Genomic DNA, 18,596 nt, shown 5'->3' with positions numbered 1-18,596 from the left:
GCCGCTCGCTCACCCTTCAAGGACTTACAAGCATGTCTCTGCACCCTGAGTTGAGCGCGTTCCTGGACCTGGTGGAGGAGGGCCGGCTCGCCGGCCGCCCGCCGCTGCATGCGCTGACGCCCGAGGCGGCCCGCGCGGATTTCGAGCAGGCCTCCCGTGGCCTGGTGTGGGCCTGGCCGCAGCAGGTGGAGCGCCATGAGCTGAGCGCCCGCAGCCGCGACGGCGCGGCGTTGGGTATGCGCCTGTACCTGCCGCAACAGGCCAATGAGGGGCCGTGGCCGGTGCTGTTGTATTTCCACGGTGGCGGCTACGTGGTCGGCAGCCTGGATTCCCACGACGGCATCTGCGCCGAGCTGGCCTGGCGCACGCCTTGCGCGGTAGTGGCGGTGGACTACCGACGGGCGCCTGAGCACCGCTTCCCGACCGCCGTGCACGATGCCGAGGACGCCCTGGCCTGGCTGCTGGCCGAGGGCCCGGCCCATGGGTTGGATGTGGGGCGGCTGGCGGTGGGCGGCGACAGTGCCGGTGCCACCTTGGCCACGGTGCTGGCGATCCAGGCGGCGAGGGCGGGCGCGCCGCAGATTCGACTGCAGCTGTTGTGCTACCCCAGCACCGATGCTTCGCGCACCACGGTGTCCAACGCGCTGTTCGACGAGGGCTACCTGCTGGAGAGTGCGACGCTGGAGTGGTTCTACAGCCACTACCAACGGACGGCGGATGATCGCCTTGACTGGCGCTTCTCGCCGTTGCTGTGCAACGACCTGCAAGGCGTGGCACCGGCGTTCGTGGCGTTGGCCCAATACGACCCGCTGCTGGATGAGGGCCAGGCCTATGCCGAGCGTCTGGATCAGGCGGGGGTGGCGGTGACCTGCCGGCGTTATGCGGCGACCCACGACCTGTTGCGCATGGGGGCGGTGATGCCGGGGATTGATCAGGTGTATGCGCAGTTGGCGCAGAGCCTGGGGGAAGCGTTGCGCGATTGAACCTGGGCAGGTATGGCGGGATCGGTGGGCGAGGGCTGCCAGGCAGCCCTCGCTCCTGGGGGTCAGCCCGCCAGCAAAGGCCCGAAATCACTGCGCTCGAGCAGCATCAGCGCGGCGCGCTTGTGGGGGAAGTCGAACTCTTTGCGCTTGGAGAACCCCACCGACTCCATGTAGCCGATCATCTTCGCGTTGTCCGCGCGGGGTTCGGCCACCACCCGGGTGGTGCGCGGCTCGTCCAGCAGCAGCCAGCTGACCAGCGAGCGCAGCCAGCAATCGACCTTGGCAGGCCCGCGATGATGCTCCTCGCCCACCAGCATGTGGATACCGCGGTCGAATTCGCCTGCCGGGTAGAACGGCGCGATGCGGTCGTCCTGGGCCCAGTACACCTCGTAGTACGCGAACGGCTCGTCGTCGAAGCAACCGATCACACTGAAGATGTGCGGCGTGTCGGCGACTTTCTGCAGGTACTCGCGATGTGCCTCGAGGCTGCCTGTTTCTTCCCAGAAATGAGCCACCCGAGGGCTGTTCTGCCAGCGATTGAAGCGCTGCAGGTCCGCATCGATGTCGAGGGTGCGCAGCGAGAACCACGCGCCCACCTGCTCGTCGAAGCGCCGGTACAACTCGCCTTTGGGCTTGCTCCGGGGTTGGGCCGGGTGAAGCTGGCCGGTGCTCATGTTCATGCAGCGGTCTCCTTCAGGCCTTGGTGCTCGGCGCGCTGTTCGGCGGCTTCGGCGTGCGCCAGCAGGGCTTCGGAGATTTCCCAGGCGCGTGCTGGCAACACCGACAGCAGGGTGTCGCTCAAGCCGTGGTTGGCCTCCGAGAAGCCTTGCACGAACACGCCGGCCTTGAGTGCCGGGGTGGCGCGCACGCGGTAGCTGCGCTCGACATCGAAGTCGCCCAGGTAGTCGGCCAAGGGGGCCAGCAGTGCTTTGTGCGACTTGCGCTCGTAGCCGGTGGCGAGGATCACCGCGTCGTAGTGGTGCGCCTCTTCCTGGCCGGTGGCGATATCGCGCAGATGCAGGCGCACGCCGTGCTCCTGGCTGCTGGCATCGAGCACCTGGGTGCGGCAACGGAAGGCGTGGCGCTGTTTGCCCGAGACTTTCTGGCGGTAGAAGATGCCGTAGATCTGCTCGATCAGGTTGAGGTCCACCACCGAGTAGTTGGTGTTATGGAACTCGTTGATCAGCCGTTCGCGCTCGGTTTCGGGCTGGTCGAAGAACAGGTGGGTGTTTTCCGGGGCGAAGATCTGGTTGACGAACGGGCTGTCGTCCGCAGGCTTGAGTACCTCGCTGCGCAGCACCAGGTCGACGCGTACGTTCGGGAAGCTGTCGTTGAGGTCGATGAAGGCCTCGGCGGCGCTTTGTCCACCCCCGACCACGGCGATGCGCATCGGCTCGCCACGTGCGCAGCGCTGCTGGTTGATGCGGCTCAGGTACTGGGAGTGGTGGAACACGCGGGTGTCGTCGCGCAGGTCTTTGAACACCGCGGGGATGCGCGGCGTGCCTCCGGTGCCAACCACTACCGAGCGCGTACGCCGGCGATGCTCGCGGCCGTGGCTGTCGACCGAGATCACGTCCAGCAGCTCGATGTTGCCGCCCGCAGCGTTCACCGGCTCGATACGCTCGACGCGTTCGCCATATTGGCACTGGTCGCTGAAGTGCGTGGCTACCCAGCGCAGGTAGTCGCTGTATTCCATGCGGCAGGGGTAGAAGGTGCCAAGGTTGATGAAGTCGATCAGGCGACCATGCTGCTGCAAGTAGTTGACGAAGCTGTAGCGGCTGGTGGCGTTGCGCAGGGTCACCAGGTCCTTGAGGAAAGAAATCTGCAGTTCGCTCTGGCTGACCAGGGTGTCGCCGTGCCAGTGATAGTCGGTCTGACGGTCGAGGAACAAGCTGCGGGCCCGGCGGGCGCCGTTCTCGGCCTGCTCCTCGAGGGCGATGGCCAGGGCCAGGTTGGATGGGCCGAAGCCGACGCCGATGACGTCGAAGGGCTTGGTGCTGGGCATGCGCGAATCCTCCTTTGATGGGGTGCGCTGCGCCGCCGGCAGAGGCGGTGCAGGAGCGTTCATCTGCGTTGACGAATGAGCCGACGGGATGTTCAGCAATGGATGCAGGGCTGATTCTCAAAAACGCGAAATTGGGGCATTGGGCCACCAACCTGCAGTGACATGGAGTAAGCTAAGGCAAATTTCTTCACCGCCAACCGCACATGCCAACCCCTCCCCAAGCTCCGAAGAAAGCCCCTGAGAAAGCGCCTGACAAAGCCCCGAAGACCCCCGTCGAAATGGCCGCCGACTGGTGTGTACGTCTGCATTTCGATGAATGCACCGATGCCGATCGCAGCGAGTTTCTGCGCTGGTACGACGCCGATCCGGTGCACGCCGAGGAATACTTGAAAATGTGCCGGGTGTGGCAGGTAAGCGAGCAGTTGCCACCGCGTGCCGCCACGCCGGTGGCGTTGCCTGCGCGCAAACGTCGGCCGACTGCCTGGCTGGCACGCGCCGCGGTGTTGCTGCTGGCCGTAGGCGGAACCTGGGCCGCAGGCTGGTCGCTGGGTGTGTTACCGGACAGCGTGCGTTACTACATGGCCGAGCAAAGCCAACGCCAGGTTCAGTTGCCGGACCGCAGCGAGGTAGAGCTCAACCGTCGCACCGGCCTGCTGTACCTGGGTTACCGCGGCCAGCGTCAGGTGCTGCTCAATGATGGCGAGGCCTACTTTGCCGTGCACCGCGACCTCGACAAGCCCTTCGTGATCAGCACCGACAATGCCCGCGTGCGGGTCACGGGCACGCATTTCAACGTGTGGACCGCCCCGATGCAGACCACCGTCACCGTCTCCGAAGGCACTGTGCTGGTAACCCGCAACGACGGCGGCGAGGGGCGCAACCAGGGGGCCGAGCTGACCGCCGGCATGCAGGCAGTGGTGCGCCATGGGCGCATGCTGCAATTGGGCCGCACCGACCCGGCCTGGGCCCAGGCTTGGCGCAATGGCAAGCTGATGCTCAATGACATCAACTTGCGTGACGCTTTGCCGCAGATCAACCGCTACCTCGATGTGCCACTGCAACTGGACGCCAGCAGCGAGGTCGGCGAACTGCGTCTTGGCGGCATCTACGATACCCGCGACCTGAGCCAGCTGGTCAATGCCCTGCCACGGGTACTGCCGGTCAAGCTGCACCGGGGTGATGGCGTGATCATGATTTCCGCGCGTTGACCGCAAACTTTGAAAATTTGCTGAACAAACAACAACCTCATTCGTCATTCGGGCAAGACCTGCCTGGAACCCGCGACGATGAGCACTCCCCGAAAATCCAACCTGCATGAACTGACCCAGGTATTGCGCCCGTTCTGGCCGCTGCTGCTGGTCTCTACCGTGCTGGGCATCCTCGGCGGCCTGAGCATCACTGGGCTGCTGGCGACCATCAACCACGCCCTGCACGCCGAAGGCGGTGCCAGCCGCGGCGTGCTGCTGGGCTTTGCCGGGTTGTGCCTGCTGGCGCTGCTGGGTTCGGTCATCTCGGACATCGGCACCAACTACGTCGGCCAACATGTGATCGCGCGTCTGCGCAAGTCGCTGGGCCTGAAGATTCTCAGCGCACCGATCGACCAACTGGAGCGCTACCGCAGCCACCGGCTGATTCCGGTGCTGACCCACGACGTCGACACCATCAGCGATTTCGCCTTCGCCTTCGCGCCGTTGGCGGTGTCGGCCAGCGTGACCCTCGGTTGCCTGGTGTACCTGGTGCAACTGTCTCCGGCGATGTTCCTTACCACCACCCTGGCCATCCTGTTGGGTTCGGTGGCGCAGTACTATGCCCGGTCCCGCGGTATCAAGGGCTTCTTCGAAGCCCGCGACCTGGAAGACGACTTGCAAAAGCACTACCGCTCCATCGCCGAAGGTGCCAAGGAGCTGCGCATCAACCGCCCGCGCCGTCTGCGCCTGCTGGGCGAGAGCATCGAGGGCACTGCCGATGCCATCTGCAAGAAACAGGTCAACTCGATCAACCAGTTCGTCGTGGCCAAGGGGGTCGGCTCGACCCTGTTCTTCATCGTCATTGGTGTGGCACTGGCCTTCCAGGCGTTCTGGCCGAGCACCAGCACCGCCACGCTCAGTGGTTTCATTCTGGTGCTGCTGTACATGAAAGGCCCGCTGGAACACCTGCTGGGCACGTTGCCGAACATCGGTCGGGCACAAGTGGCGTTTCGCCGGGTGGCCGAACTTTCGGAGCAGTTCACCTCGCCCGAACCCTGCCTGCGCGAGGCCAAGGACACGCCTGCACGGACTGCCATCGACAGCATTGAACTGCGCGATGTGCATTACCAGTACGCCACCGACGACGGCACCCAAGGATTTGCCATCGGCCCTGTGAACCTGTCGCTGCGCAAGGGCGAGATCGTGTTCATCGTCGGCGAGAACGGCGGTGGCAAGACCACCCTGATCAAGTTGCTGTTGGGCCTGTACGTGCCGCAGAGCGGCAGCGTGCTGCTCGATGGCGCGCCGGTCGGCGAGCTGCAACGCGACGATTACCGCCAGCTGTTCACCACCGTGCTGTCGGACTTCTTCCTGTTCGACGACCTTGTGCAGGCCGGCGGCGAGGTGCCGGCCGATGCCATGGGCTACCTGGAACGCCTGGAGATCGCTCACAAGGTGAGCATCGAGGATGGGCGTTTTTCCACCCTCGACCTGTCGACTGGCCAGCGCAAGCGCCTGGCGCTGTTGCAGGCCTGGACCGAGGGGCGCCCTGTGCTGGTATTCGACGAGTGGGCCGCCGACCAGGACCCTACCTTCCGCCGCATTTTCTACACCGAGCTGCTGCCTGACCTGCAGCGCTTGGGCAAGACCATCGTGGTGATTTCCCACGACGACCGCTATTTCGATGCCGCCGACACGCTGCTGCGCATCGAGCAGGGCAGGCTCGTGCGCCAGCCGGTCGGCGCTGCCGAGTCCGCGCTGACGTGAGCCCGGCGCTGTTCGCGCGCCTGCCTGCCCAGATGCAGCCGCTGGCGGCTCGCTGGCGCAGGCTGCCGCACAGCGACGCACCGTCGCTCAGCGGCTGGCTGGAGCCTGAGTTGCTGAGCGGCGCCTTGGCGCGCTATGCCCGCAACTGGCCACAGGCTGACCCTCGTGCGGTTGCCTCGCAGTGGCACCAGGAGGGCTGTGCGTTGGTGCTGCCGCCATTGCTGCTGGGCGGTCTTTTCGATGTCGAACCACCGACCCTGGACCCGGCCCGTTTGCGCATGACCATCGACGCCCAAGGTGCACCGACCGAGCTGCACCTGCCATTAGACACGGAAGAAGCGCCCGCCGAACGCAGTGGCGCGCGCCTGCTGGACCGGCTGCACGAGCAGCTGTTGCACCCGCTGGTCGGCCGCTTCGCCGCCCACACCGGGCTGGCCCCACGGCTGCTGTGGGGCAACGTGGCGCTCTGCATCGACTGGGTGCTGGAGATGGCCCAGGCCAACCTGCCCGACCGCGCGCTTGGGGAAGCACGCGCGCATGTTCGCGATTGCCATCGGCAGGATGCATGCACAGCCATGCGTGCAGCCTTGCGGCGCGATGCTGCCGGGGCCATGCGGCGAGTCTGTTGCCTGCGTGAGCGCCTACCGTTGCAGCGCTGCGGGGTCTGCCCGCTGGCCAGGCGGCAGAATCGAATCAACATGCCAACATAACCATAATCATCAGGAGTATCATGAGCGCCTTCACGTTGAATCTACCGGCACACCGACTGCGCCGGTGCATCGCCGCCGCCACCTTGGGTCTGGCCATCGTGGCCGCGCTGCCGGTCCAGGCCGAGCCCGTGCGCATCGACATCCCGGCCAAGCCTCTGGCCTCGGCGCTGAACGACCTTGGCAACCAGGCCAATCTGCAGATCATCTACAACCAGGACACCGTGTCGGGCCTGCGCAGCCGCGGCGTGTCGGGACAGATGGAGCCAGAGGAGGCCCTGCGCCAACTGCTGCAGGGCACTTCGATCGCCTACAGCATCGACGGCAACCACGTGACCTTGCAGGGCAGCAGCGGCGATTCGGCAATGATGCTGCCTAGCACCAGCATCTCTGGCCAGGCCTACAGTTCGGTGACGCCGGATGACGGCTACGTGGCCAAGCGCGCATCGGCCGGCACCAAGACCGACACGCCGATACTCGAGACGCCCTATTCGGTGTCGGTGGTCACCCGTGAACAGATCCAGGCCCAGCAGCCCAAGACCGTGGCCCAAGCCCTGCGCTACAGCCCTGGCATCAACGCCGAGCTGGCCGGCCCGCAATTCGTGACTGACCAGCTGACCATCCGCGGCTTCCAGCAGGGCACCGGACGCATGCTGCGCGACGGCACGCGTACCTTTCTGCCGGACTTCCTCGGTTGGGACGCCCCCGAGCCTTATGGTCTGGAGCGCATCGAAGTGCTGCGCGGGGCCAGCTCGGTACTCTATGGCGCCTCCGATCCGGGTGGTCAGATCAACCTGGTGAGCAAGCGCCCGACCACCGAGCCACTGCGCCAGGTGCAACTGCAGGCGGGCAACCACGACTACAACCAGGCAGCCTTCGACCTGGGCGACGCGCTGGACGAGGAGGGTGTGTGGAGCTACCGTCTGACCGGCCTGTTCCGCGAGGCCGATGCGCAGGCTGACCACATCACCAACCGCCGCGAGTACGTGGCCCCGGCCATCAGCTTTCGGCCCAACGCCGACACTGAGCTGACCGTGCTGGCCGAGTACCAGAAGCAGACCGGCAACTTCGCCAACCCGCTGCCGGCCCAAGGCACCGTGTTCCATGACCCGCGCGGCCGGCTCGACCGTGACACCTACGTCGGCGACACCGGCTTCGACCACATGACCAACGAGAAGACCTCGCTGGGCTATGTCTTCGAGCACCACCTGGACGAGGTGTGGACCCTTCGCCAGAACGTGCGCTACAGCGACTACCGCCAGTCCAGCGCAGAAATCGCCCTGCTGATGCCGGTGGGCGACCAATACATGCGCTATGCAGACGAGCGCAAGGGCGACGGGCGCCTGTTCACGATGGACAACCAAGTGCAGGCAAACTTCGCCACCGGCGCCGTGGAGCACACCTTGCTGACCGGCGTGGACTACAACAACGGCAAGTTCGACCAGGATCAGGCGCTGAACCTGATCAATGGCACCTTCGATGTGTTCAATCCCAACAACAGCCAACCGCTGAGCTTCATCCCGTTCAGCCAGGCCAGCTACGAGCAGAAGCTCTCGCAGACCGGCGTGTACCTGCAGGACCAGCTCAAGGTGGACAAGTGGGTATTCCTGCTGGGTGGCCGCTACGACTGGGCCAGCAACCAGAAGGACGACCGTGACCCGCAGACCCAGAAGGACGAGAAGTTCAGCGGCCGCGCCGGTATCGTCTATCTGTTCGACAACGGCATTGCCCCGTATGCCAGCTACAGCGAGTCGTTCCTGCCGGTCATGGGCGTCACGGCCAACAATTCGCAACTCGACCCTGAGATCGGCAAGCAGTACGAAGTGGGTGTGAAGTACGAGCCCCCAGGTTCCAACAGCTTGTACACCCTGGCGGTGTTCGACCTGACCAAGCAGAACGCCACCGAGAACGTCAACGGTTTCTCGCGCCAGGAAGGCGAGGTGCGCTCCCGGGGCGTGGAGCTGGAGGGCAAGACAGAGATTGCCAAAGGCTTCAATGTGATCGGCAGCTACACCTGGAACGATGTCGAAGTCACCAAGTCGGAGGCTGGCAACAAGGGCAACACGCCGTTCCGCATCCCCGAGCACATGGCCTCGATCTGGGGTGACTACATCTTCCAGAGCGGCTTGATGGAGGGCTTGCGCCTGGGCGCTGGTGCCCGCTATGTGGGCAGCACTTATGGCGACTCGGCCAACAGCTTCAAGGTTGACAGTTACAGCGTGGTCGACGCGTTGGTTGCATACAACCTGGGCAAGGTAGACAAGTCGCTGGACGGGATGGAGGTCTCGCTGAACGCCACCAACCTGTTCGACGAGAAGTACGTGTCCGGATGCTTCAGCAACATGGGTTGCCAATATGGGCAGCAGCGCACCGTGTATGGGACAGTGACCTACAACTGGTAAAGCCGTTGCCGCCGCATGCGTGCGGCAGGCGCGACCCTGTGCCGCGACAGGCCGTACAGCGGCCTGTTGCAGCACAGGGCAGGGCATTCATGCGCTATAACTTTCTTTTTCGCGTACGCAGATCAAGGAGCATCACATGAAGCCATTACTGCTAGCCCTCTTGCTGGCCGCCCCCGCCATCGCCCAGGCGCAGATCCCCCTCCTGAACGCCACCTGCCCGGGAAACATCGAAGTCCACGCCGACAAGGGTGGCCCGATCTACATCAATGGCAAGGAAGCATCCTTGAAGAAGTTCAACGACAACTACTTCGAAGCCAAGGGCAGCGGTGTGACGATCTCGCTGTCGATCAACCCGGATGGCTCGCCGGATGTTTCGTACACCGGTAAGAACCGGGCCAATGGGGTCTGTCAGGTTAAGGATTAGCCCAGAGGTGTACTTTTCTTGACATCACCTGGCATGCACACGCCGCCCAGTGCTTTATAGTGAGCAGCTTCGTCAATCGCGTCTCTGTTCAAAGGGTGTGGTGTGTTTTTCAGGTTCATTGTAATCGCTGTCCTGCTGTCGATTTCCGCGTGCAGTTCTCAACCACCCAGCACCGGCGTATCTGCCAACAAGGTCGTCAGTGGCGTCTACAAGGTCAAGCGCGGCGATACCCTCTACTCGATCGCTACCCGGCACGGCTGGGATTTCAAGGCCCTGGCGCGCTATAACAACATCAGCCCGCCCTATGCGGTGAACGTGGGCCAGAGCATTCGCTTCGGCCCAGGCACCGCCACGGCCAAGACCACCAGCAGTAGCGCATCCAGAACCGCGACCGTTCCGGCCACCAAGGTGACCCTGCGCGGCTGGGACTGGCCGATCAAGAACGCAGTGGTGATCGGCCGCTATGCGCCCGCCGACAAACTCAGCAAGGGCATCCGCATTGCTGCCAGCCCAGGCCAGCCGGTGTTTGCCAGCCTCGGCGGCAAGGTGGCGTTCGCCACCAACATTCGCGGCTACGGCAACCTGATCATCCTTCAGCACGGCACTGCCCACGCCAGTGTCTACGGCCACAACAGCAAGCTGTTGGTCAAGGAAGGCCAGACCGTCAGCAAGGGCCAGAAGATTGCCGAAGCCGGTGACCTGGATACCGACCGCACCCAGCTGTACTTCGAGATTCGCCAGAACGGTAAACCGGTCGATCCGTTGGGCGTGTTGCCCGCCGCCAATTGATTGCGCTTACAGGTGGTCGGCATCGACCACCGCCTGGGCGAAGGCCTGGGGCGCTTCCTGCGGCAGGTTGTGGCCTATGCCGCCCTTGAGCAGGCGATATTCGTACTTGCCGGTGAAACGCTGGGCATAGGCCTCGGCGGGCGGGTGCGGGGCGCCGTTGGCGTCACCTTCGAGGGTGATGGTGGGCACGCTGATGCTGGGGAACTGAGCCAGCTTGGCTTCCAGCGGGTCGTAGCGGGTTTCGCCCTGGGCCAGGCCCAGCCGCCAGCGGTAGTTGTGCACGGTGATGGCGACCTGGTCGGGGTTGTCCAGCGCCTTGGCGCTGCGTTCGAAGGTGGCGTCGTCGAAGGCCCACTGGGGGGATGCGGTTTGCCAGATCAGCTTGGCGAAGGCATGGCGATTGTTGCTGTAGCCCAGCTCACCGCGCGCGGTGGCGAAGTAGTACTGGTACCACCATTGCAACTCAGCGCTGGGCGGCAAGGGCGCCTTGGCGGCCTGCTGGCTGCTGATCAGGTAGCCGCTGACCGAGACCAGCGCTTTCACCCGCTCAGGCCACAGGGCCGAGACGATGTCGGCAGTGCGGGCGCCCCAGTCGAAGCCGGCGAGCACGGCACGCTTGACCTGCAGGGCGTCCATGAAGGCAATGACGTCGCTGGCCAGCGCTGAAGGTTGGGCATTGCGCGGTGTGTTGGCAGAGAGGAAGCGGGTTTCACCATAGCCGCGTACGTACGGCACCAGCACGCGGTAGCCCTTGGCGGCCAGTGCCGGGGCGACGTCCTGGAAGCTGTGGATGTCGTAAGGCCAGCCGTGCAGCAGGATCACCACGGGGCCGTCGGCCGGGCCTTGTTCGACGTAGGCCACGTCGAGCACGCCGGCCTTGATGTGTTTCAAAGGGCCGAAATCATCGGCCACTGCTACGTGTTTTTCGGGCTGCGCAGTTTGGGCGGCGTAGGTTCCGGCAGTGCTCACCAGGCCTATTGGCAACAGGGCGCAGGCGAGCAGGGCGGAACGTTTGAAGCGTTGGGAAGTGAGCATGGGGCGTCTCCTTGGCATGACCGTTGGCGCTGATTGGATGCATGCCAGTAAAGAAGACCGTTGTATCCGGGTTGTGTCGTGGCGCCGGGTAACACGCGTACTTGTGTATCAGCTCGCACTTTGAACACAAGAAGATACAAACCCCGGTTCAAGTCACCGGCTGCATGCAAGCCCCCAGGTCTTCCATGAATGCCTGCAATATCGGCGGCGCAGCCACGCCGCGGCGGGTGATCACATCGAAGGGCGAGCTCAGGTCCAGGGTGCTCGCGCCCAGCCTGCACATCTCGCCGCTCTTCACCCACTGCTCGGTGAAATGCACCGGCAGAAACCCGACGTAAGCCCCGGAAATAATCAGGATCGCTGCGGCCTCGATGTTCTCCACGGTGGCCGCCGCCTTGCTCATGCCCAGCTGGTCAAGGTCGTACTGCTGCATGTAGCCGCGGGCGACCAGGCGGCAGGCGCGCACGTCTTCCAGCAGCCGGCCATTGCTGGCTTTGCTGCCGAACAGGGGGTGACGGCGGCCGCAGTAAAGGCCCAGCGCCTCGTCGTAGAGGGGCAGGTAGGACAACCCTGGCACGCGCATCGGGAAGTGCCCGATGGCCAGGTGCAGGCGGCCGTCGAGCACGCGTTCTTCCAGCTCCGCAGGCGTGCCGATGTAGACGTTCAGGTGAGCATCGTGGCCACGCGAGACGAAGCGTTGCGTGGTGCGCGGTACGGGGGAGTCGGGGTCGGTGAGGGTGGAGTCGATGATGCCGAGATTGAGCTTGCCGCTGATGTGCTGCTTGAGCACATCGGCGTCGAGGCAGAAGCTTTCCACCGCGCCCAGCAGGCGCAATGCCGCTTCGTGGATCGCCACCCCTTGCTCGGTCAGGCGAAAGCCGCTGCGCCCGCGCTGGCAAAGCTTCACGCCCAGCCGCGTTTCCAGGTGGGTCATCTGCTCGCTGATGGTCGACTGGCCAGCGTTGAGCGCGGCCTGCGCGGCGGAAAAGCCACCGCAGCGGACGATGGTGGCGAACACCCTGAGGAGCTTGAGATCGACATCGTGGAGCTGGATCACGCCTGGCCTCCTGTCGGTGCGTCACATCGGTGAAGCTGATATGAGCATCCGATCGATTGTTTTTGGCCAAGGTAAGCATGCCAGGGCGTGCTACCGCAATGCCGGTCTCCTGCAGATTTCAAAAGCCTTCAATACTTCGGTTTCTCCGATGTATGCATCTGCAGTTGCGCATTTTTCCGCTGACGGGCTGCGCCCATAGTGGCTGCAACGGCGGCCCTGCACGGGCGCCGTCTCCTGAACAGAACAAGAAGTGGAGAAGCCCGAACATGGCAAAGCACGGTTATGAATCCGGCCGCCTGAACCTGCCCTTCGTGGGGCATTGCACTTTCGCCAAATCGCCCATCTGTACCGATTGGAACGCCATCGACGCCGATGTGGCGATCCTCGGCGCACCCAACGACATGGGTACCCAGTGGCGTTCCGGCGCACGTTTCGGGCCGCGCGGCATCCGCGAGGCATCCACGCTGTTCTCGTTCGGCCACAGTGGTGCATATGACCACGAGGATGACGTCACCTACCTGACCCAGGAGCAGGTGCGCATGGTCGATGTGGGCGATGCCGACATCGTCCACACCGACATGGCCAGCAGCAACGCCAATATCGAAGCTGCCGTGCGTCAGATTCTCGCCTCGGGCGCCATGCCGGTGGTGCTGGGTGGCGACCACTCGATCCACGCGCCGGTGATCAAGGCGTTCGAGGGGCGCGGGCCGATCCACATCATCCACTTCGACGCCCACCTTGATTTCGTCGACGAGCGCCATGGCGTGCGCTATGGCCACGGCAGCCCGCTGCGCCGTGCCTCGGAGCTGGATCACATCGTTGGCATGACTCAGATGGGCATCCGTAATGTGTCGTCGTCCAACCGCGACGACTACGACGCGGCGCGTGACGCCGGTTCGCAGATCCTCTCGGTGCGCGACGTGCGCCGCCTGGGCCCGGAAGGCGTGCTGGCGAAGATTCCCGAAGGCCGTGACTACTACATCACCATCGACATCGACGGCTTCGACCCGTCCATCGCCCCCGGCACCGGCACGCCCAGCCACGGCGGATTCCTCTACTACGAGGTGCTGGAAATCATCCAGGCCCTGGCGCGCCGCAGCCAGGGCAGGGTAGTGGGCATGGACTTGGTGGAAGTGGCCCCGGCCTACGACCCGGCCGGCGTTACCTCGATCCTCGCCGCGCAACTGCTGATGAACAGCATCGGCTTCATCTTCCATGAGCGCGCCCGCGCTCGCTGATCGGGGACACACCGTGGACAACAAGGTTAAAGACTATCTGCAGGCATTCGGTGTGCTGGAGGCTACTCAGCGCTTCCTGTCCAAGCCCCAGCGCCAGTTCATCGGCGGCGCCTGGGTCGAGGCCAGCGACGGCGCCACCAGCGAGGTGATCGAACCCTCCACCGAAGCTGTGCTGACGCGCATTCCCATGGGCACCGCCGCCGACCTCGACCGTGCAGTGCAGGCTGCCCGTGCGCAGTTCGACGGCGGGCCGTGGAGCCAGCTCAAACCCCTGGAGCGCGAACGCCTGCTGCATCGCTTGGCGGACCTGATCGAGCGCAATGGCGACGAGCTGGCGCAGATCGAATCGATCGACATGGGCAAGTCGGTGGAGCAGGCGCGCGCCGTGGACATCCAGGGCACTATCGACACCTTCCGCTACTTCGCCGGCTGGGCCAGCAAGATTCACGGGCGCACTGTGGAGCCTTCGCTGCCAGGCAATTACCTCGCCTACACCCGCAAGGAGCCGGTCGGGGTAGTGGGCGTGATCGTGCCCTGGAACTTCCCGTTGCAGACCATGGCCTGGAAGCTCGGCGCCGCGCTGGCGACCGGCTGCACGGTGGTGGTGAAACCGGCCGAGCTGACCTCGTTGTCGGCCTTGCGCTTTGCCGAACTGGTCGAGCAAGCCGGCATTCCAGCAGGCGTGATCAACATCGTCACCGGGCGCGGTAGTGTGGTTGGCACGGCGATGTCCAGCCATCCGGGTATCGACAAGCTGAGCTTCACCGGCTCGACCCCGGTCGGCTGTTCGGTGGGCAAGGCCTCGATGGACCAGATGAAGCGCCTGACCCTGGAGCTGGGCGGCAAGTCGCCGGTGATCGTGTTCGCCGATGCCGACATCCCGGCGGCAGCGCAGGCGGTGGCCAACGGCGTGTTCTTCAACTCGGGGCAGGTGTGTGATGCGGGCACGCGTGCCTACATCGAGCGCAGCATCTACCCACAGTTTCTGCAGGCGCTGGCCGAATACACCGCGACACTGAAGATCGCACCCGGCCTGGACCCGGACTGCTTCATCAGCCCGATGGTGTCGCGCAAGCAACAACAAAGCGTGCTCGGCTATATCGCCCTGGGCAAAGAAGAGGGCGCGCAGTTGTACTACGGCGGCGAACCTGTCGCGGGCCCGGGGTTCTATGTGCAGCCAACCATCTTCGCCAACTGCCGCAACGACATGCGCGTGGTGCAGGAAGAGATCTTCGGCCCGGTGCTGGTGACCCAACCGTTCGACAGCCAGGAAGAGGCGCTGGCCCTGGCCAACGACTCGGCGTTCGGCCTGGCGGCGGCGCTGTACTCCAATGACCTTGGCCGCGTCCACGGCCTGATCCCGCAACTGCGCGCGGGCACCGTGTATGTCAATGCGCACAGCACCCTGGACCCGTCCATGCCGTTCGGTGGCTACAAGCAATCGGGCTATGGCAAGGACATGGGCGCGGAGCAACTGGAGTTTCTGCTGGAAACCAAAGCCGTGTGGATCACCTTGCCCTAGCGACAGGGCGGCAGCGCCGTAGCCGCATGGCAGCGGCGCTGCCGAATCGGCTTGCATCATATTCCAAGAACAAGAACCTACGAGGTGATGCCCATGAGCAGCGAAGTCGATGTGGAGCGTGCGCAAGACCTGGACCGGCGCCTGCGCGCCTATGAAGAACTGCAAGCCGGCCAGCGCTGGCCGGGGGCGTTGACCGCCACCGACTGCTTCGCGGTGGCGCTGCTGGCGGTGGCCGTGGTCGTCGGCTTCTACCTGTGGGGAGGCCAGCCATGAACGCTTCCCGTGAGCAGGAATTTCGCCTGGGCGCCGAGCGGGGCGACACACCCTTGCTGCCCAGCGAACGGGTCTGGGGCTTCTGGGGCTTCGCCTACGCCAACTCGGCATTGGCCGTGGCCACCTGGGTGTTCCTGATCGGTGGCGCCACGGCGTTGTTCGTCGGGCCGCGCCAGGGCATCTGCGCCGTGGTCATCGGCAACATCATCGGCGTGATCCTCGCCGCCAGTTCCACCAGCTTGCCCTGCGGCAAGTACGGGCTGGAGCAGTTCACCTTCCTGCGCAGCATGTTCGGCATCAATGGCAGCCGGCTGGTCTATGTACTGTCGGTGGTGGTGCTGACCATGGGCTGGCTGGCGGTGCTGGGCCTGATGTGCGGGCGTGCGCTGGACAACCTCGACACCCTGGTGCAGCAGCGCCCGGCCGGTGCCGGCGATGGCTGGATCGTGACCGCCGGTGGCCTGTTGGCCATTGTGCTGGCGGCGGCAGTGGCCATGCGCGGGCCGGACATGATCCGGCGCCTGAGCGCGGTGATTGCGCCCAGCCTGATCCTGATCATGCTGGCGCTGATGTACTTGATCGCCCAGCGCTTCAGCATCGGCGAGCTGCTGGCCATGCCGGCCTTGCAACCGCCGTTCGAAGACCCTCACGTGAACTTCATGATCGCGGTCGAAATCAACATCGCCGCAGGGTTCTCCTGGTGGCCTTATCTGGGCAACCTGTCGCGTTTGTGCAGCAACCAGCGCACGGCGTTCTGGCCCAACCTGGTAGGTATCTTCGGCGCGGCGTCGCTGGGCGAAACCGTCAGCCTGTTCGCTGCCTCGACCCTGGGTAGCAGCGACCCTACCACCTGGATGCGCCTGGCCGGCGGCCTGGGCTTTGGCGTGGTGGCGCTGAGCTTCCTGGCGCTGGCCAACCTCACGGGCATGGTCAACATCCTCTACACCGCAGTGATCGGTCTGCGCCAGTTGGCCGGGGAGCGCCTGCGGGCCATGCGCTGGGGTTTGCTGATCGCGCTGTTCTGCGTGATCCCGGTGGCCATCGTGCTGTTGCTGCCAGGTATCTACGACGGCTTCTTCATCTTCCTGGTGTGGACCTCCGCCCTCAACAGCGCCCTGGCCGGCATCGGCATCGCCGACTACTTCTTCCTGCGCCGCCAGCGCCTGAACCTGCGCCACCTGTACGCCGCGCAAGGCGAGTCGCCGCTGCGCTTCTGCAAGGGCTTCAACCCCATTGCGCTGGTCGCGCTGGTGGCGGGCTTCGCGATCTACGTGGTGGTGTTCAACCCGCAGACGCTGGCCAATACCCACTTCTTCCGCTTCGTCACCGCTTCGCTGCCGTCCTGCCTGCTGGCCGGGCTGGTCCACTACGGGTTGACCCGAATGTTGGCCGCCCGGCTGGGCTGGGGCGGCTATCCCCACGGCAATGAACGCACACATGAGGCAGCGGGCCTTGGTGCTAAGGGCTACAGCAATGAATAAACACTACGACTACATCATCATTGGTGCCGGGTCAGCCGGTTGTGTCCTGGCCAGCCGGCTGACCGAGGATGCGGGCACTTCGGTGCTGGTCCTGGAATACGGCGGCAGCGACCGCAGCGTGCTGATCCAGATGCCCAGCGCCTTCTCGCTGCCGATGAACACCAGGAAGTACAACTGGCACTACGAGACCGCTTCTGAAAAGCACCTGGACGGTCGACGCCTGCATTGCCCGCGGGGCAAGGTGTTGGGCGGGTCTTCGTCGATCAATGGCCTGGTGTACATCCGTGGCCATGCCCATGACTTCGACGAGTGGGAAAGCCTGGGTGCCAAGGGCTGGGGCTATCGCAACTGCCTGCCGTATTTCAAGCGCGCCGAGCAGTACAAGTTCGGTGGCGATGACTACCGCGGCGCCAGCGGCCCGCTGGCCACCAACAACGGCAACAACATGCAGAACCCATTGTACGGCGCTTGGATCGAGGCGGGCGCCGAGGCGGGCTACATCAAGACCGACGACTGCAACGGCTACATGCAGGAAGGCTTCGGCGCCATGCACATGACGGTCAAGGACGGTGTGCGCTGGTCCACGGCCAACGCCTACCTGCGACCGGCCATGAGCCGCCCCAACCTGACCGTGGTCACCCACGCCATGACCCGGCGCATCCTGCTCGAAGGCAAGCGCGCGGTAGGGGTGGAGTACGATGAGGGCGGCCAGACCCACAAGGTGTACTGCAACCGCGAGGTGCTGGTGTCGTCGGGCCCCATCGGTTCCCCGCACCTGTTGCAGCGCTCCGGCATCGGCCCTGAGGCCGTGCTGCGCAAGGCGGGCATCGAGGTGCGCCACGACCTCCCGGGGGTTGGCGAAAACCTGCAGGACCATTCGGAAATCTATATCCAGTATGCGTGCAAGGAGCCGGTCACCCTCAACGGCAAGATGAGCCTGTTGGGCAAGGCCCTGATCGGCCTGCGCTGGTTGCTGTTCAAGGACGGCCTGGGCGCCAGCAACCACTTCGAGGCCGGTGGTTTCATCCGCTCGGCCAAGGGGCTGCGCTGGCCTGACATCCAGTTCCACTTCCTGCCGGCCGCCATGCGTTACGACGGCAACAAGCCATTCAAGGGGCACGGCTTCATGGTGCTCACCGGGCCGAACAAGCCCAAGAGCCGTGGCCACGTCCGGGCACTGTCGGCCGACCCGTACCAGCACCCGGAAATCCGCTTCAACTACCTGGAGCGCGAAGAAGACCGCGAAGGCTTCCGCCGTTGCGTGCGCCTGACCCGGGAGATCATCGGCCAGCCGGCCATGGACCGCTTCCGCGGCGAGGAGCTGGCGCCGGGCGCACACGTGCAGACCGACGAGCAGATCGATGCCTTCGTGCGCGCCAACATGGAAAGCACCATGCACCCCTGCGGTTCCTGCCGCATGGGCGAGGACGACTTGGCGGTGGTCGATTCCGAATTGCGCGTGCACGGCTTGCAAGGCCTGCGGGTGATCGACTCGTCGGTGTTCCCCAGCGAGCCCAACGGTAACCTCAATGCACCGACCATCATGCTCGCCGAGCGCGCTTCTGACCTGGTGCGCGGGCGCAAGCCGTTGGCCGCTGCAGAGGTGCCGGTGGGCCTGGTGGGCGACTGGGAGGACAAGCAGCGCAGCCATGCGCCTGCGCGTCAGGTGGGCTGAGGCGCAACCTGTGAAGGCCGGCGTACAATGGCCGCCGACCATCTCCACAGG

The 18,596-nt window shown here is 64.7% G+C and carries 15 protein-coding genes and 1 pseudogene; 12 read left to right on the top strand and 4 right to left on the bottom strand.

The window, feature by feature from the left end; all coding sequences use genetic code 11:
* The first annotated feature begins 32 nt into the window (after positions 1-32).
* Positions 33-983 (top strand): alpha/beta hydrolase, encoded by a 951-nt coding sequence (locus KU43P_RS17515; protein ID WP_317658690.1) that lies wholly within the window; start codon positions 33-35, stop codon positions 981-983.
* A gap of 62 nt (positions 984-1,045) precedes the next feature.
* Here the strand turns inward: KU43P_RS17515 and KU43P_RS17510 are convergent.
* Together KU43P_RS17510 and KU43P_RS17505 are read right to left on the bottom strand one after the other, a co-directional pair.
* Positions 1,046-1,663: pseudogene (locus tag KU43P_RS17510) on the bottom strand (GNAT family N-acetyltransferase); the annotation flags it as partial.
* A complete protein-coding gene (locus KU43P_RS17505; protein ID WP_317658689.1) occupies positions 1,660-2,988 on the bottom strand; it encodes a lysine N(6)-hydroxylase/L-ornithine N(5)-oxygenase family protein in 1,329 nt (442 codons plus the stop codon). The gene KU43P_RS17505 and the pseudogene KU43P_RS17510, both read right to left, overlap by 4 nt.
* 278 nt (positions 2,989-3,266) lie before the next feature.
* On the opposite strand from KU43P_RS17505, the gene KU43P_RS17500 reads away from it, so the two are divergent.
* The 6 genes from KU43P_RS17500 to KU43P_RS17475 all read left to right on the top strand — a co-directional run bounded on the left by KU43P_RS17500 (position 3,267) and on the right by KU43P_RS17475 (position 10,264).
* On the top strand, positions 3,267-4,196 hold the full coding sequence (locus KU43P_RS17500; RefSeq protein WP_317658688.1) for a FecR family protein: 930 nt from the start codon (positions 3,267-3,269) through the stop codon (positions 4,194-4,196).
* 78 nt (positions 4,197-4,274) lie between these two features.
* Positions 4,275-5,942, top strand: coding sequence for a cyclic peptide export ABC transporter (locus tag KU43P_RS17495; RefSeq protein WP_317658686.1), 1,668 nt, complete (start codon positions 4,275-4,277; stop codon positions 5,940-5,942).
* Positions 5,939-6,652, top strand: coding sequence for a siderophore-iron reductase FhuF (gene fhuF, locus KU43P_RS17490; protein WP_317658685.1), 714 nt, complete (start codon positions 5,939-5,941; stop codon positions 6,650-6,652). Before KU43P_RS17495 ends, fhuF begins: the two co-directional genes overlap by 4 nt.
* Positions 6,653-6,672: 20 nt before the next feature.
* The gene (locus KU43P_RS17485) at positions 6,673-9,051 is read left to right on the top strand and encodes a TonB-dependent siderophore receptor (protein WP_317658684.1); all 2,379 of its coding nucleotides are present in this window, start codon (positions 6,673-6,675) and stop codon (positions 9,049-9,051) included.
* A gap of 136 nt (positions 9,052-9,187) precedes the next feature.
* Positions 9,188-9,475, top strand: coding sequence for a hypothetical protein (locus tag KU43P_RS17480; protein ID WP_317658683.1), 288 nt, complete (start codon positions 9,188-9,190; stop codon positions 9,473-9,475).
* A gap of 102 nt (positions 9,476-9,577) precedes the next feature.
* The gene (locus KU43P_RS17475) at positions 9,578-10,264 is read left to right on the top strand and encodes a peptidoglycan DD-metalloendopeptidase family protein (protein ID WP_317658682.1); all 687 of its coding nucleotides are present in this window, start codon (positions 9,578-9,580) and stop codon (positions 10,262-10,264) included.
* Positions 10,265-10,270: 6 nt separating this feature from the next.
* Here the strand turns inward: KU43P_RS17475 and KU43P_RS17470 are convergent, their stop codons facing one another.
* Entirely contained in the window at positions 10,271-11,299 is a 1,029-nt protein-coding gene (locus KU43P_RS17470; RefSeq protein WP_317658680.1) for an alpha/beta fold hydrolase, read from the bottom strand.
* Between the two features lie 148 nt (positions 11,300-11,447).
* Complete coding sequence (locus KU43P_RS17465) at positions 11,448-12,356, bottom strand: LysR family transcriptional regulator (protein ID WP_317658678.1); 909 nt, start codon at positions 12,354-12,356, stop codon at positions 11,448-11,450.
* Positions 12,357-12,622: 266 nt separating this feature from the next.
* Here KU43P_RS17465 and speB point away from each other — a divergent pair, with 266 nt between their 5' ends.
* From speB to betA, 5 genes are all read left to right on the top strand, one after another.
* The gene (speB, locus tag KU43P_RS17460) at positions 12,623-13,594 is read left to right on the top strand and encodes an agmatinase (protein ID WP_317658676.1); all 972 of its coding nucleotides are present in this window, start codon (positions 12,623-12,625) and stop codon (positions 13,592-13,594) included.
* 13 nt (positions 13,595-13,607) lie between these two features.
* Entirely contained in the window at positions 13,608-15,116 is a 1,509-nt protein-coding gene (locus KU43P_RS17455; RefSeq protein WP_317658675.1) for an aldehyde dehydrogenase family protein, read from the top strand.
* 93 nt (positions 15,117-15,209) lie between these two features.
* The gene (locus tag KU43P_RS17450) at positions 15,210-15,389 is read left to right on the top strand and encodes a hypothetical protein (protein WP_317658673.1); all 180 of its coding nucleotides are present in this window, start codon (positions 15,210-15,212) and stop codon (positions 15,387-15,389) included.
* A complete protein-coding gene (locus tag KU43P_RS17445) occupies positions 15,386-16,870 on the top strand; it encodes a purine-cytosine permease family protein (protein ID WP_317658672.1) in 1,485 nt (494 codons plus the stop codon). Before KU43P_RS17450 ends, KU43P_RS17445 begins: the two co-directional genes overlap by 4 nt.
* Complete coding sequence (betA, locus tag KU43P_RS17440; RefSeq protein ID WP_317658670.1) at positions 16,863-18,545, top strand: choline dehydrogenase; 1,683 nt, start codon at positions 16,863-16,865, stop codon at positions 18,543-18,545. The genes KU43P_RS17445 and betA overlap by 8 nt, the downstream gene beginning before the upstream one ends.
* Positions 18,546-18,596 lie beyond the last annotated feature (51 nt).

It is taken from the genome of Pseudomonas sp. KU43P (assembly GCF_033095865.1).
Lineage (GTDB): Bacteria > Pseudomonadota > Gammaproteobacteria > Pseudomonadales > Pseudomonadaceae > Aquipseudomonas.
This window is presented reverse-complemented; position numbering and strand designations above follow the sequence as displayed.